Consider the following 13241-nt stretch of genomic DNA (forward strand, 5'->3'; position numbering starts at 1 on the left):
TACTGGCGCATCGACCATCAGCAATGTTTGGAGCCGTCATGCTCAGCCAGTTACGCGACCTTGATCTGCAGTTGCTGCGCCTGTTCGTTACCGTGGTCGAGTGTGGCGGCTTTAGCGCCGCTCAAGGCGAACTGGGGATCGGTCAGTCGACTATCAGCACGCAGATGGCCAAGCTGGAAACCCGCCTGGGTTTTCGCCTGTGTGAGCGCGGCAAGGGCGGTTTTCGCCTGACGCGCAAAGGCGAGCAGGTGCTGAGTGCCACGCGCAAATTGTTCAGCGCCATTGATACCTTCAAGAACGAAGCCCAGGGCATGGCCGACAAGCTACTGGGCGAGCTGCGCATTGGTTTGTCCGAAGGCCTGGCAGCCAACGTGCTGGAACAGGTGGCCGAGGCCATTGGCCATTTTCGCGGACGTAATCAAGCGGTGCAGATCGAGCTGCTCACGGCCATGCCTGCCGAGCTGGAGCGCCGTCTATTGCAGGGCCAGTTACATCTGGCCATCGGCTACTTCTCCGGCAATCAGACCGCGCTGGATTATCAGCCGCTGTTTCGCGAGCGTCAGGTGCTGTTTTGCGCGGCTGGGCATGCGCTGTTCAAGTGCCCACAAATCAGCCTGGAAGACTTGCAACAGACCGACCGGGTGCATCACCCCTACCGTTTCGTACAAGCCCGCGAGCCCTTCCAGAGTGCGGCCAGTTCGGCGCAAACCGAGCAGGTGGACGGCACCCTGGCGTTTATCCTCTCCGGCCAGCATGTCGGTTATCTGCCCGAACATATCGCCGCGCCCTGGCTGGCCAGCGGCCGCCTGCGTGCACTGCAGGCTGAAGAGCTGGGTTTTGAGGTGCAGTTTCACTTGGCCAGCCATCGCGGCCAGCCCCCCAGTGATGCGCAGCGGGCGTTCAGTGAGGATCTGCTGGCGGCCTTCGCCATCTGAAGCAGAACGGCGCACGGGTTGTGGCGGTCTATAGTTTTCAGTCTCGTCACTCACCCCCAAGGAGTCGTCATGAACAAGACTTACAGCGTCGCCGTGCTGGTCGGTAGCCTGCGCAAGGCTTCGATCAACCGCAAACTGGCACTGGCCCTGAGCGAACTCGCCCCACCCTCGCTGCAGCTGAAGATTATCGAGATCGGCGAGCTGCCGCTTTACAACGAAGACATCGACCAGGACAACCCGCCCGCCGCCTATAACGACTTCCGCAGCCAGTTGCAGGCGGCCGATGCGCTGCTGTTTGTTACCCCGGAGTACAACCGCTCGGTGCCGGCACCGATGAAGAACGCCATCGATGTCGGCTCGCGGCCCTACGGCAAGAGTGCCTTCAGCGGTAAACCCGGCGCCGTGTTGAGCGCCTCGCCAGGGGCCATCGGCGGCTTCGCGGCCAACCACCACCTGCGCCAATCCATGGTGTTTCTCGACGTTCACATGATGCAGCAGCCGGAAGCCTACCTCGGCGGGGCCGGCAGCTTCTTCGATGAAGCCGGCAAGCTCGACGATGGCATCAAACCGTTTCTGCAGAAGTTTATCGACGCCTATGCCGCCTGGGTGGCGCGGCATCTCTAGCAGGCCGCAGGCTAATGCGTCGGCGGCTGAAGCAACTGCCCAGCCAGCCGGTCGATGGCGGCGATGGTCTGAACGATATCGGCGTGGATATTTGGCGTACCCAAGCAGGTCCTGTCAGGGTACGCCCGGTATTCGCGGGTTTCCGCTTCCAGCTGCAGGCGTGGATCGAACAGCCCTTGGGGCAGGGGTTGGAAAATAGTCACAGGATGCTCCTTGCCGGCTACACGCAGGCGTGACGATCGAGGTCAGGAGGCAGTAGCAAGGGGCACAAGGCCGCGACAGCGTTTCTTATGACTAGAAGCGTCTTTAGGTTGCAGAGGCCGAGAGGGCAAACGCGACCCGCCGACGCCTTAACAGTCCGCCGATTACCGCGACGGGTCAAGCCATCGGCCGCCGGACGGTCAGCCCTGGCTCAGCAGCGGCGGCATTGGGCAGTCGAGAATATCCGCCACCGCTCGCATCAACTCGGCCTCCTCAGCGCTGATCTGGCCGTCATGCTCGATGCAGCGTGCCATCGCTTTGAGCAGCTGCGGCTTCTGCAACGGCCAGAGCAGACTCAAGCGCCGCAGCGCAAGTTCCAGCGCGGATAAGCCACTTGCGCTGGCCGATAGCAACGGCTCAAGCGGGAACGGTAATTCGCTACCGGCATGCTTGAAAGCGAGCTGCGCAGCTGATTCATCCACTCCGCCTGCGCGGGCCAGCAGCGACAGCACCACGCGGGTTTCAGCGGCCAGATCCTGCAGCTGATAACGGCTGGTCTGCGCGCGTACGCCTTCGACATTACGCTCAACAATGCGCAGTAGCGTCCACTCCAGCAGTGCGACCCGGCCATCGGCGCGGATCAGCAAGGCCAGGTTGGCCTTGAGCACGGCGAACTGATCAGTCGCCAGTTGCTTGAGGGCGGGCATGGCCAGATCCAAAAGAGACAAGCGCATCCCAGGCGCCAGCCGGCGCAGCGGCTCGCGCAACTGCTCAAGCTGCGCGGCAACCTCAGCGGCGATGCGCGGCTGCAGCAGCTGTAATTGCTGCGCCGCTTGCGCCTCGACCGGGTCGAGCAGCAGGCCGTAGAGCAACGCCTGCGCACCATTGCAGCTATGCGCAGCCTCGCTCAGAGCAATATCCAGATGTGCCAGGGTGCTGCGCGCAGCCAGCAAATGTGGCGCCTGTGGATCGCCAATGGCACCAATCGCCTCACTCGCCGAGGCCGGGCTTAAACCTGGAACAAAGGCACTCGCGTCATACAACTTGGCGGCAGAATCGCTGCCCCCGGCGCCCGGCGCTGCAGTGCTGATCTCCGCCACATGCGGGTAACGGCCATCCCAGCCTGGGGTAATCCTGAGGATGCGCTGGTCCAGCGGCGGATGAGTGGCCAGCATGCCTTCCAGCGCCTGGCTGATGCCAGCGGCAAAATACATATGGCTGAACTCGGCGGCATGCCCGGCCTGCAGTTGTGAGCCATACAAATTGCCGCCGATCTTCTTCAAGGCGCCAGCGATGCTGTCTGGGTTGCGGGTGTACTGCACCGCCGAGGCGTCGGCGAGAAACTCGCGCTGGCGGCTTACGGCAGCCTTGATCAGGTTGCCGAAAAAGGTTCCGGCATAGCCTAGCACCCACAGTGTGACGCCAATGGCGAGCACGATCGCCACCGAGTTATCGCGACTGGAACGGCTACCACGGCCGCTGCTGCGCAGCAGAAAGCCGCCAATCAGGCCCAGCAGCAGAATGCCGTGCAGCACCGACACCAGGCGCGTATTGAGACGCATATCGCCGTGGAAGATATGACTGAACTCGTGGGCGATCACGCCCTGCAATTCATCGCGACTGAGCTGGCAAATCGCGCCACGGGTTATCCCGATCACCGCATCCTGCGGCGTCAGGCCGGCAGCAAAGGCGTTGATCCCAACATCATCAAGCACATACACCGGCGGCACCGAGGTGCCCGAGGCCAAGGCCATTTCCTCCACCACATTGAGCAGCCGGCGCTCTTCCAGGCTCTGTGGCGACAGGTTGATCAACCGCCCGCCCAAGCGCTCGGCAATCGCCTGGCCGCCGCGGCTCAGCTGCAGCTGCTTGTACAGACTGCCGAGCAACACTACGCCAATCACCGCCAGCGCGACGCAACCCACCAGTGGCCAACTGGGCAGTACGCTGTTCGGTGCGTCACTGGCCAACCACAACGAGGTGTGACTCTGGCCAAACAACTGCCAGACCAAGCCCAGCACCAGACTGGTCAAGGTAATCAGGCTAAGCACCGCCAGCACCATAAGGATCAGCAACCGCCCGCTGTTACGCCGGGCGCGATCCTGTTGCTCGAAGAAATTCATCGTGCCGAGCCCTTAACTTAGAACGACACCTTCGGCGCTTCCTGAATCGCCGCGCTGTCGGCGAACTCCAGCAGGGTGGCATCTTGGGCGTGGCCGAAACTGGCGGCCAGCAATACCGGCGGGAACGCCTGCTTGTAGGTGTTATAGGCCATCACCGCATCGTTGAAGGCCTGGCGGGCGAAGGCCACCTTGTTCTCGGTGCTGCTCAACTCTTCACTGAGCTGCTGCATGTTTGCCGAGGCTTTGAGGTCCGGGTATGCCTCAAGCGTAACGTTCAGGCGACCCAAAGCGCTGTTCAGCAACCCTTCCGCGCCGCCCAGCTGCGCCATGCTCTGCGCATTGCCAGGCTGCGCCGCAGCGGCCTTGAGCCCGGTTACCGCGTTATTGCGCGCGGCAATCACCGCCTCCAGGGTTTCCCGCTCGTGGGCCATATAGCCCTTGGCGGTTTCCACCAGGTTGGGGATCAGGTCATAACGGCGTTTGAGCTGCACCTCGATCTGCGCAAAGGCGTTCTGAAAGCGGTTACGCAAGGTCACCAGCTGGTTGTAAATGCCGATCACGAAAAAGATCAGCGCGGCGACAACCGCCAGGAAAATCAACGTGGAGATGGACATGGGGGAAATCCTTATCGCATGCGGGGGAGATGCAGATGGTAGCGGAAAAGCGCTGCAGCGAATGCTCACCGGCGCAAAACTGCAGGCCCTAAACCGCCACTGAACAACGCCACACGTCCTGACGCTTGGCTTATGCAGTGTTATCCAGATATCGCATGGTGGAAAAAAATCTTGGCAAAACAGACCGACCGGTCTATATATTTAACCCATGAAAAAAACCTCGACCCGCGACAAACTGATTCACGCCATGGCCGACTCCCTGCAACGCAAGGGGCTGCATGGCGTTGGCCTGAGTGAGCTGCTGGAAATTGCCGGCGCGCCCAAGGGCAGCCTTTATCACCACTTCCCTGGCGGTAAAAGCGAGCTGGCGGTGGCGGCTATTGACCATATCAGCCGGCATATCGACAGCCTGTTCAGCCAGCTTTTTGCTCAGCAGCCCGATCCGCTCAAGGCGCTGCACAACTGGTTGCAAGGTGCCCTGCAGCAGCTGGAGAACAGCCAGTTCGAACGTGGTTGCCCGCTGGCCACCATCGCCTTGGAAAGCGGCCCGGAAGATCTGGAGATTCGCGCCGCTCTGCAGCGCAGTTTCACCGCCGTACGCCAGGCCCTGAGCGTCCAACTGCATGCCTACGGCTACCCCAGCGAGCAGGCGGACAATCTCGCCGCACTGTTTGTAGCGCTGTATGAAGGCGGGCTGCTGCAAGCCCGCGTGGCCGGTAGTAGCGAGCCGCTTAAGCGCGCCGCCACTGCCCTGTTCAACCTAACCCGCGAACAGTTTCCGGGAGGAGTCCGCCCATGAACACCCCAGCCATTATTAGCGAAACGGTGCAGCTGCCGGCACTCGACGGTTATCCGCTCACCGCCACGCTGTATCACGCCCCGGAGCCAGTGGCGCAACTAGTGATTGCCGGCGCCACCGGCGTGCCTCAGGGGTTCTACCGGCGCTTTGCCGAGTACGCCGCGCAACGCGGCTATAGCACCCTGACCCTCGACTACCGCGGCATCGGCCAATCGAAGCCGGCCAGCTTGCGCGGCTTTGCCATGGATTATCTGGACTGGGCGCACCTCGACCTCGCAGCGGCTGTCGACCAGCATCGTCACCCGCAGCGACCGCTGTATATGGTCGGCCACTCCTTTGGTGGGCATGCCTTCGGCCTGCTGCCGAACCATGATCAGGTTCAGGGTTTCTACACTTTCGGCACCGGAGCCGGCTGGCATGGCTGGATGCCCAAGGCCGAACAGCTGCGCGTGCTGATCATGTGGCGGCTGATCGGCCCACTGCTGACCCGCTACAAGGGCTATCTGGCCTGGAGCAAACTGGGCATGGGCGAGGATTTGCCGCTGGGCGTATACAAACAGTGGAAGCGCTGGTGCAGCTTCCCACGCTATTTCTTCGAAGACCCGCAGATGCCGGATCTCGCCGAGCGCTTCGCCCAGGTCAGCACGCCGATTATTGCTGCCAACGCGCTGGACGACCTGTGGGCACCGCCCGCCTCGCGCGATGCCTTTATGGCCGCCTACAGCGCCGCGCCCTATCAAGCACGCACTATCGATTCAGTCGCCAGCATCGGTCCTCTCGGCCATATGGGCTACTTCCGCCCGGCTGCGCAGTCGCTGTGGGATGAAACGCTGAACTGGTTCGCTGAATTGCAGGCGCAACGCCAAGCCGCCTGAACAACCCAGATTGAAGGAGGTTTCGCTGATGAGCATGATCCCAGCAGGCTTTACCCCACTGTTTCGCAGCAGCCCCTTTCTTGATTTGCTCGGGCCGATCTATAACCAGCGCACCGACTCGGGCTTGGTGATTGGTCTGCGCGCCGAGGATAAACACTGCAATGCCCGAGGCTTGGTGCATGGCGGCGTACTCAGCAGCCTGGCTGATGTAGCCCTGGGCTATAACAGCGCCTTCGCCCAGGAGCCGCCTACTCCGATAGTGACCAGCAGCCTGACCATCGACTACGCCGGTACCGCCAAGCTCGGCGACTGGATCAGCATCGAAACCGATGTACAAAAGGTCGGCAAAAGCCTGGCGTTTGCCAATTGCTACTTTGTGGTCGAATCAGTGCGCATCGCCCGCGCCAGTGCGGTCTTTAGCGTGATCACGCGATAGCATGCGGCAGATCAAGAAGGGTTATATGACTTGGCGAACGCCATAAAAAAATTGCCTGGAGCAATTTTTAACATCGCGCAGCGATGGCCCGAAGGGTGGCTGCCATGGATGGCATGGACACAAAAACGTCGGGAGCGTTTTTGCGCGCAAGCCCCAGAGGGGTGACGCGCATGGAAGCGTTGAGCATAAAAAAGAAAACCCCGCATTGCGGGGCCTTTGCAGACTGTTTGCTGACATCCTTGATCTGCTTGCCATCCTGGCAGCTGTCCCGCGTATCCCTGTTGCTAAAGTGCGCTTCCTGCGCGACGTCCATGGGCAGCAGATTAGCCGCCGGCCTGCATGCGGCATAGTGGCGATCTGCAGCACGTCGTGTAAGCCATAGCCTACACGACGCCTTCTCGAGTAAAACCGAGCAAACGCTCGGCTTTATTTTGTGACGCAGGTCTTGTTAGACTCGATCTTGTCTTACAAAAACAACAGACCCCGTCAACGGCGGTCATTGGGGCCACACATGCGCTCATTGCTTCTTGCCATCAGCTGCCTAACAGCCAGCATCAGCCCACTTGCATTCGCGAATGGGCAAGATCAACTTTCCGATCCCAAAGCCGCCGTGCAACTGTTCTGGAGCCAGCTTTATGGCCAGGGCGGCAGCACGCTGTATTGTGGGAAAGAGTTCACCGAGGAAAGCGGCCAGTTCAAAGCCAGCCCTATTTACAGCAGCAAGCAGCTGAAAAGCGCGCTGCGCTGCGTCACCGACCGCCAGTGCAAGATCATGAACCCTCGTTACGTCTATATGGCGTCCGATTTGCACAACCTCTACCCGGCAATGACCCGCGTCGAGCTGGTGCGGCGCAATGCGCAATTCGGCGATCTGGACGACAGTGTGCCGAGCAAGTTCGACGATATCGGCTGCGATATGAAAACCAGTTTTCAACTGGTGGAGCCACGCGACGAAGCCAAGGGCAACGTGGCCCGGGCGATCTTCTATATGCACGTCGAATACAACCTGCCCATCGTCGGTCAGGTGCAGGTGTACAAGAAGTGGCACCAGATGGACCCGCCGGACGCCGAAGAAAAGGCGCGCAACGACAAGATTGCCAGCCTGCAAGGCACCCGCAACCGCTTTATCGACAACCCCGAACTGGTCGAGCAGCAGATCAATAACTGATGCGTGTTCAGCGCCGAGGTTTATGGCTGGAGCGCAGCTTATAACGATCGCCCGGATGGATCAGCCGGGCGTAGCTGATCAGATGCTCATCCGACCAGGTGCGGCGGATCACACTCAGGCAAGGCGCGGCCACTTCGATAGCCAACCAATCAGCCACCTGCTGATCCACCAGCACCGCCTCCACTACATGCTCGACATCGGAAATCGGGCAGCTGCTGACCAGCACCTCGTTAGGCGTCTGCAGAGAGAAATCACTGTCCAGGTAATGCGGCACCCAGCGCGGATTGACGAAGCGGTCTTCCAGCTGGATCGGCACGCCATCCTCGCGGTGCACCAGGATGCTGTGAAACACCTCAGCGCCCAACCGCAGGCCCAGACGCAACGCCACTTCATCATCCGCGGCCAGCGCTTCACAGCGAATGATGTCGTTGCTGTAGGCATGCCCACGGCCGCGCACTTCATTGGCGATGTTCAGCACTTCATGCAGCGATGATTCGGCCTTGCGGTCGGTGACGAAGGTGCCCAGGCCAGCCTGGCGCAGTAGGTAGCCCTTCTGCACCAGGTCGCGGATGGCCTTGTTGGCGGTCATCCGGCTGACCCCAAAATCCCGCGCCAGCTGCTCTTCCGCCGGAATCTGATGGTTAACCGGGTAAGCGCCGCTGTGGATGCGCTCCAGCAGAAACGCTTCAATCGCCTTGTAGCGCGGGGTTGTACTGCTCACAGCGGCTCCTTGGGTGGTTACCCGATGCGCGGATAATAACCGGCTTACCTGCCCTCTCCCACCATGGAGAGGGGTACAACGGCTTACGCCAGCGACGGCAATACCCCGCTCGGCAACAACGGGGTCAGCACGCGCTCGGCGAGCAGAGCATTGGCGGCCTCGATATCCGGGGCGAAGAAGCGGTCTTCCACGTAGTACGGCACCTGCGCGCGCAGGGCCTGACGTGCCTGCTCCAGCAGCGGCGAGCTTTTCAGCCCTTCGCGGAAATCCAGGCCCTGGCAGGCGCCCAGCCATTCGATAGCCAGCACGCCACGGGTATTGGCAGCCATTTCCCACAGGCGCTTGCCAGCAGCTGGGGCCATGGACACATGGTCTTCCTGGTTCGCCGAGGTCGGCAAGCTGTCGACGCTGTGCGGATGAGCCAGTGCCTTGTTCTCGCTGGCCAATGCTGCAGCGGTGACCTGGGCGATCATAAAGCCGGAGTTGACCCCGCCATTGGCCACCAAAAACGGCGGCAGTTGCGACATATGTTTGTCCATCATCAGCGAGGTGCGGCGCTCGCTCAGTGCGCCGATTTCGGCGATGGCCAGGGCGATATTGTCGGCGGCCATGGCCACCGGCTCGGCGTGGAAGTTGCCACCGGAAATCACATCACCCTCGGCGGCGAACACCAGGGGGTTATCCGATACTGCGTTAGACTCGACTGCCAACACCTCGGCGGCTTGACGCAACTGAGTCAGGCAGGCGCCCATGACTTGTGGTTGGCAGCGCAGCGAGTACGGGTCCTGCACCTTGTCGCAGGCTTCGTGGGAGCGGCCAACTTCACTGCTATCACCGAGCAGATGACGATACACCGCAGCCGCGTCGATCTGCCCGCGCTGACCACGGGCGGCATGGATGCGCGCATCGAACGGCGAACGCGAACCCAGTGCGGCTTCGACGGTCAAGCCACCGCAAACAGTAGCGGCGGCAAACAGGTCTTCGGCCTCGAACAGGCCACGCAGGGCGTAGGCGGTGGACACCTGGGTGCCGTTGAGCAGGGCCAGGCCCTCCTTGGCCGCCAGGGTCATCGGCTCGAGACCGGCAATGGCCAGGGCTTCTGTGGCCGGCAGCCATTGGCCCTTGTGCCGCGCCTGGCTCTCGCCGAGCAGCACCAGCGACATATGCGCCAGCGGCGCCAGGTCGCCGGAGGCACCGACCGAGCCCTTGAGCGGAATATGCGGATAGACCTCGGCATTGATCAGAGCGATCAGCGCCTCGATCACCTCGCGGCGAATACCGGAAAAACCTCGCGCCAGGCTGTTGACCTTGAGCAGCATGATCAGCCGCACCATAGCGTCATCCAGCGGCGCACCGATGCCGGCGGCATGCGACAGCACCAGCGAGCGCTGGAGTTTTTCCAGGTCCTCGTTGGCGATGCGGGTCGAGGCCAGCAGGCCGAAACCGGTGTTGATGCCGTAAGCGGTACGGCCTTCGGCAATGATGCCGTTGACGCAGGCAACACTGGCTTCGATGGCCGGGTAGGCCGACGCTGCCAGGCTCACGCGCAGGGGTGCCTGGTAGGCGGCGCGCAGTTGGGCCAGGGTCAACTGGCCAGGGTGCAGGGTGAACAGACTCATGCTCGGGCTCCTTGAGTTGCGCTAATCATAGGCAAGTCGAGGCCCTGTTCACGGGCGCAATCGACAGCAATGTCATAACCGGCATCAGCGTGACGCATCACCCCAGTGCCTGGATCGTTACGCAGCACGCGGCCGAGACGAGCACGGGCTTCGGCGGTGCCGTCAGCGACGATCACCACGCCGGAATGCTGCGAGTAGCCCATGCCGACGCCGCCGCCATGGTGCAGCGACACCCAGGTCGCGCCGCCTGCGGTATTCAGCAGAGCGTTGAGCAGCGGCCAGTCGGACACGGCGTCGGAGCCGTCCTGCATGGCTTCGGTTTCACGGTTGGGGCTGGCCACCGAGCCGGAGTCCAGATGGTCGCGACCGATCACGATGGGCGCCTTCAGCTCGCCGCTGGCGACCATGTCGTTGAAGGCTTGAGCCAGGCGCGCGCGGTCTTTCAAGCCGACCCAGCAGATACGTGCTGGCAGGCCCTGGAAGCTAATGCGTTCGCGGGCCATGTCCAGCCAGTTGTGCAGGTGGGCGTCGTCAGGAATCAGTTCCTTGACCTTGGCGTCGGTCTTGTAGATGTCCTCAGGGTCGCCGGACAACGCCACCCAGCGGAAGGGGCCGATGCCCTGGCAGAACAGCGGACGGATATAAGCAGGGACGAAACCGGGGAAGTCGAAGGCGTTGTCGACGCCCTCCTGCAGAGCCATCTGGCGGATATTGTTGCCGTAGTCGAAGGTCGGCACGCCCATCTGCTGGAAGGCCAGCATGGCGCGCACGTGCACAGCCATCGACTGTTTGGCGGCCTTGACCACCACGGCCTCTTCAGTTTTGCCGCGGGCGACGTATTCATCCCAGCTCCAGCCAATCGGCAGGTAGCCGTGGCGCGGGTCGTGGGCGCTGGTCTGGTCGGTGACCATGTCCGGACGCACGCCACGCTTGACCAGTTCCGGCAATATTTCAGCCGCGTTGCCACACAGCGCGATGGACACTGCCTTGCCTTCGCTACAGTACTTGTCGATACGCGCCAGGGCGTCGTCCAGATCGCTGGCCTGCTCGTCGACATAACGGGTCTTCAGGCGGAAATCGATACGGCTCTGCTGACACTCGATATTCAGCGAGCAAGCGCCGGCCAGGGTCGCCGCCAGTGGCTGCGCGCCGCCCATACCGCCCAGGCCTGCAGTCAGCACCCACTTACCTTTGAGGTTGCCGCCGTAGTGCTGGCGACCGGCCTCGACGAAGGTTTCATAGGTGCCCTGGACGATGCCCTGGCTGCCGATATAGATCCAGCTGCCAGCGGTCATCTGGCCGTACATGGCCAGGCCCTTGGCATCCAGTTCGTTGAAGTGCTCCCAGGTGGCCCAGTGCGGCACCAGGTTGGAGTTGGCCAGCAGCACGCGCGGCGCGTCTTTGTGCGTTTCAAACACGCCGACCGGCTTGCCGGATTGAATCAGCAGGGTCTGGTTGTCTTCCAGGCGGGTCAGCACTTCGACGATCTTGTCGTAGCACTCCCAGTTGCGCGCGGCGCGGCCGATGCCGCCATACACCACAAGCTCCTTGGGGTTCTCGGCGACTTCCGGGTCGAGGTTGTTCATCAGCATGCGCAGCGGCGCTTCGGTCAGCCAGCTCTTGGCGGTCAGCGTGGTGCCACGGGCGGCGCGGATTTCGGTGTCACGGAAAAGGCTCATAACAAGCTCCTTATCAACAGATCGTTAGGTGCGGGCGGCTTACAGCCAGCCCATGTAAAGCGCCAGGTAGCCCAGCGGAATGCTGAACAACAGGCTTAAGAACGTGCGCTGCAGCCAGACCAGCAACAGGTCGCGCAGGCGCAGGGGAATTCGCGTGGCCAGCACGCAGGGAATCGAGGCCGAGAGAAACAGCACGCTGCTCACCGAGACGATGGCGGTGACGAATTTGACCAGCATGTCGGCGTCTTTCAGCAACATGGCCGGCAGGAACATCTCCGCCAGGCCGGACGAAATGGCGCGGGCCACCTGCATCGGCTCATTCAGACCAAACAGCCAGGTCAGCGGGTAGAACAGCACACCGAGGGCATCGAACAGCGGGGTGTATTTGGCGGCGAGCAAACCGAGCAGGCCGACGGCGAGAATGCTCGGCAGGATGGCGGCGGTCATGCGCAGGCCATCGACAAAAGTCTCGCGCAACGCGCTGAGCAGCGAGGGCGCACTTGCTGCCTGGCTGAGCCCGGCACGCCAGGCATTGCCGATACGGCTTTCGCCTACTTGCAGCTGCGGCTCGGGACGGCTCTCGGTGGGCAGACGTGACAGCGGGTAGATACGCGCGCTGACGGCGGTAACGGCAAAGGTCACCAGCATCGCGCTCCAGAAATACAGGTTCCAGATTTCCATCAGACCCAGGGTCTTGGCGATGATCACCATAAAAGGCGCCGACACCGTGGAGAAGCCGGTGGCGATAATCGCCGCCTCACGCACGCTGTAGTGGCCCTGCTGGTACATGCGGTCGGTGATCAGCAGGCCCACCGAGTAGCTGCCAACAAACGAGGCCACGGCATCGATTGCCGACTTGCCCGGCGTGCGCCAGATCGGCCGCATCACCGGCTGCATCAACACGCCGACCAGCTCGAGCAGGCCGAAGCCGATCAGAAACACCAGGGCCAGCGCCCCCAGCGGCACGATCAGCGCCAGGCTGAGTACCAGCTTGTCAAAAAGAAACGGCAGCATGCCCGGCTGGTACAGCGCTTCAGGCCCGACACGGAAGAGATAGGCGACACCGATCAGCAGGCCGAACACCTTGAGCACGCTAAACACGATTCGGGTCAGGTCGCCGCGCCAGCTGCCGCTAAGCCAGGGCTGCAGCGCGCCGTAGAACATAAACAGCATGGCAATAGTGATCACCAGCGGCCGCGCATGGATTTGCAGGGCGCTGGCAGCATGGTCGAGAAGGATGGTCGAGCGCCCGCCGATTTCGAAGGGTACGAAAAACAGCAGCAGGCCGATCAGGCTATAGCCGAGCAACCGGGCCAGGGCGCGCCCCTTGGACACGCTGGCGAGCGCCGTAAGTTGTTCAGACATGACGGCTCTCCGCAGGCAACAAACGGGGTGCCGGGCTGCCGCCGTGGCGGTGCTGGGTGAAGGGTGTCATCTGTGCATTCCT

General features: G+C 62.0%; 14 protein-coding genes. 6 read left to right on the top strand and 8 right to left on the bottom strand.

Annotated elements, in window-relative coordinates; translation table 11 throughout:
- Positions 1-38: 38 nt before the first annotated feature.
- Together ACIGEK_RS00305 and ACIGEK_RS00310 are read left to right on the top strand one after the other, a co-directional pair.
- On the top strand, positions 39-935 hold the full coding sequence (locus ACIGEK_RS00305; protein WP_397491421.1) for a LysR family transcriptional regulator: 897 nt from the start codon (positions 39-41) through the stop codon (positions 933-935).
- A 69-nt stretch (positions 936-1004) separates the two neighbouring features.
- Positions 1005-1559 carry an NADPH-dependent FMN reductase gene (locus tag ACIGEK_RS00310; RefSeq protein ID WP_397491422.1) on the top strand — a complete coding sequence of 185 codons (555 nt, stop codon included), beginning with the start codon at positions 1005-1007 and terminating at the stop codon, positions 1557-1559.
- Between the two features lie 11 nt (positions 1560-1570).
- On the opposite strand, the gene ACIGEK_RS00315 is transcribed toward ACIGEK_RS00310, so the two are convergent.
- The 3 genes from ACIGEK_RS00315 to ACIGEK_RS00325 all read right to left on the bottom strand — a co-directional run bounded on the left by ACIGEK_RS00315 (position 1571) and on the right by ACIGEK_RS00325 (position 4497).
- On the bottom strand, positions 1571-1762 hold the full coding sequence (locus ACIGEK_RS00315) for a hypothetical protein (protein WP_397491423.1): 192 nt from the start codon (positions 1760-1762) through the stop codon (positions 1571-1573).
- Positions 1763-1960: 198 nt separating this feature from the next.
- Positions 1961-3883, bottom strand: a complete 1923-nt coding sequence (locus ACIGEK_RS00320) for a M48 family metallopeptidase (protein ID WP_397491424.1) — start codon at positions 3881-3883, stop codon at positions 1961-1963.
- 17 nt (positions 3884-3900) lie between these two features.
- Positions 3901-4497, bottom strand: a complete 597-nt coding sequence (locus ACIGEK_RS00325; RefSeq protein WP_397491425.1) for a LemA family protein — start codon at positions 4495-4497, stop codon at positions 3901-3903.
- Positions 4498-4705: 208 nt separating this feature from the next.
- Here ACIGEK_RS00325 and ACIGEK_RS00330 point away from each other — a divergent pair, with 208 nt between their 5' ends.
- Genes ACIGEK_RS00330 through ACIGEK_RS00340 form a run of 3 tightly spaced genes read left to right on the top strand, consistent with a single transcriptional unit; the run spans position 4706 to position 6607 of the window.
- Positions 4706-5296 carry a TetR/AcrR family transcriptional regulator gene (locus tag ACIGEK_RS00330; RefSeq protein ID WP_397491426.1) on the top strand — a complete coding sequence of 197 codons (591 nt, stop codon included), beginning with the start codon at positions 4706-4708 and terminating at the stop codon, positions 5294-5296.
- Positions 5293-6171 (top strand): alpha/beta fold hydrolase, encoded by an 879-nt coding sequence (locus ACIGEK_RS00335; RefSeq protein WP_397491427.1) that lies wholly within the window; start codon positions 5293-5295, stop codon positions 6169-6171. Before ACIGEK_RS00330 ends, ACIGEK_RS00335 begins: the two co-directional genes overlap by 4 nt.
- Positions 6172-6199: 28 nt before the next feature.
- The gene (locus tag ACIGEK_RS00340; protein WP_397491428.1) at positions 6200-6607 is read left to right on the top strand and encodes a PaaI family thioesterase; all 408 of its coding nucleotides are present in this window, start codon (positions 6200-6202) and stop codon (positions 6605-6607) included.
- A 67-nt stretch (positions 6608-6674) separates the two neighbouring features.
- Here ACIGEK_RS00340 and ACIGEK_RS00345 read toward each other — a convergent pair whose 3' ends face one another.
- Entirely contained in the window at positions 6675-6920 is a 246-nt protein-coding gene (locus ACIGEK_RS00345; RefSeq protein ID WP_397491429.1) for a hypothetical protein, read from the bottom strand.
- A gap of 198 nt (positions 6921-7118) precedes the next feature.
- On the opposite strand from ACIGEK_RS00345, the gene ACIGEK_RS00350 reads away from it, so the two are divergent.
- Positions 7119-7775 (top strand): endonuclease I family protein, encoded by a 657-nt coding sequence (locus ACIGEK_RS00350; protein ID WP_397491430.1) that lies wholly within the window; start codon positions 7119-7121, stop codon positions 7773-7775.
- 7 nt (positions 7776-7782) lie between these two features.
- On the opposite strand, the gene hutC is transcribed toward ACIGEK_RS00350, so the two are convergent.
- The 4 genes from hutC to ACIGEK_RS00370 all read right to left on the bottom strand — a co-directional run bounded on the left by hutC (position 7783) and on the right by ACIGEK_RS00370 (position 13159).
- Positions 7783-8496, bottom strand: a complete 714-nt coding sequence (hutC, locus tag ACIGEK_RS00355; protein WP_397491431.1) for a histidine utilization repressor — start codon at positions 8494-8496, stop codon at positions 7783-7785.
- Between the two features lie 83 nt (positions 8497-8579).
- On the bottom strand, positions 8580-10115 hold the full coding sequence (gene hutH / locus ACIGEK_RS00360) for a histidine ammonia-lyase (protein ID WP_397491432.1): 1536 nt from the start codon (positions 10113-10115) through the stop codon (positions 8580-8582).
- A complete protein-coding gene (hutU, locus tag ACIGEK_RS00365; protein WP_397491433.1) occupies positions 10112-11794 on the bottom strand; it encodes a urocanate hydratase in 1683 nt (560 codons plus the stop codon). Before hutU ends, hutH begins: the two co-directional genes overlap by 4 nt.
- Positions 11795-11833: 39 nt before the next feature.
- On the bottom strand, positions 11834-13159 hold the full coding sequence (locus tag ACIGEK_RS00370) for a YjiH family protein (protein ID WP_397491434.1): 1326 nt from the start codon (positions 13157-13159) through the stop codon (positions 11834-11836).
- Positions 13160-13241 lie beyond the last annotated feature (82 nt).

It is taken from the genome of Pseudomonas sp. NPDC079086 (genome assembly GCF_044542155.1).
Classification (GTDB): Bacteria; Pseudomonadota; Gammaproteobacteria; order Pseudomonadales; family Pseudomonadaceae; genus Aquipseudomonas.

Coding starts and splice junctions, on each gene's coding strand:
- ACIGEK_RS00320 (WP_397491424.1), bottom strand. CDS start 3,883: ATGAATTTCTTCGAGCAACAGGATCGCGCCCGGCGTAACAGCGGGCGG.
- ACIGEK_RS00330 (WP_397491426.1), top strand. CDS start 4,706: ATGAAAAAAACCTCGACCCGCGACAAACTGATTCACGCCATGGCCGAC.
- ACIGEK_RS00340 (WP_397491428.1), top strand. CDS start 6,200: ATGAGCATGATCCCAGCAGGCTTTACCCCACTGTTTCGCAGCAGCCCC.
- ACIGEK_RS00370 (WP_397491434.1), bottom strand. CDS start 13,159: ATGTCTGAACAACTTACGGCGCTCGCCAGCGTGTCCAAGGGGCGCGCC.
- ACIGEK_RS00310 (WP_397491422.1), top strand. CDS start 1,005: ATGAACAAGACTTACAGCGTCGCCGTGCTGGTCGGTAGCCTGCGCAAG.
- hutU (WP_397491433.1), bottom strand. CDS start 11,794: ATGAGCCTTTTCCGTGACACCGAAATCCGCGCCGCCCGTGGCACCACG.
- ACIGEK_RS00305 (WP_397491421.1), top strand. CDS start 39: ATGCTCAGCCAGTTACGCGACCTTGATCTGCAGTTGCTGCGCCTGTTC.
- ACIGEK_RS00335 (WP_397491427.1), top strand. CDS start 5,293: ATGAACACCCCAGCCATTATTAGCGAAACGGTGCAGCTGCCGGCACTC.
- ACIGEK_RS00345 (WP_397491429.1), bottom strand. CDS start 6,920: ATGGACGTCGCGCAGGAAGCGCACTTTAGCAACAGGGATACGCGGGAC.
- ACIGEK_RS00325 (WP_397491425.1), bottom strand. CDS start 4,497: ATGTCCATCTCCACGTTGATTTTCCTGGCGGTTGTCGCCGCGCTGATC.
- hutH (WP_397491432.1), bottom strand. CDS start 10,115: ATGAGTCTGTTCACCCTGCACCCTGGCCAGTTGACCCTGGCCCAACTG.
- ACIGEK_RS00350 (WP_397491430.1), top strand. CDS start 7,119: ATGCGCTCATTGCTTCTTGCCATCAGCTGCCTAACAGCCAGCATCAGC.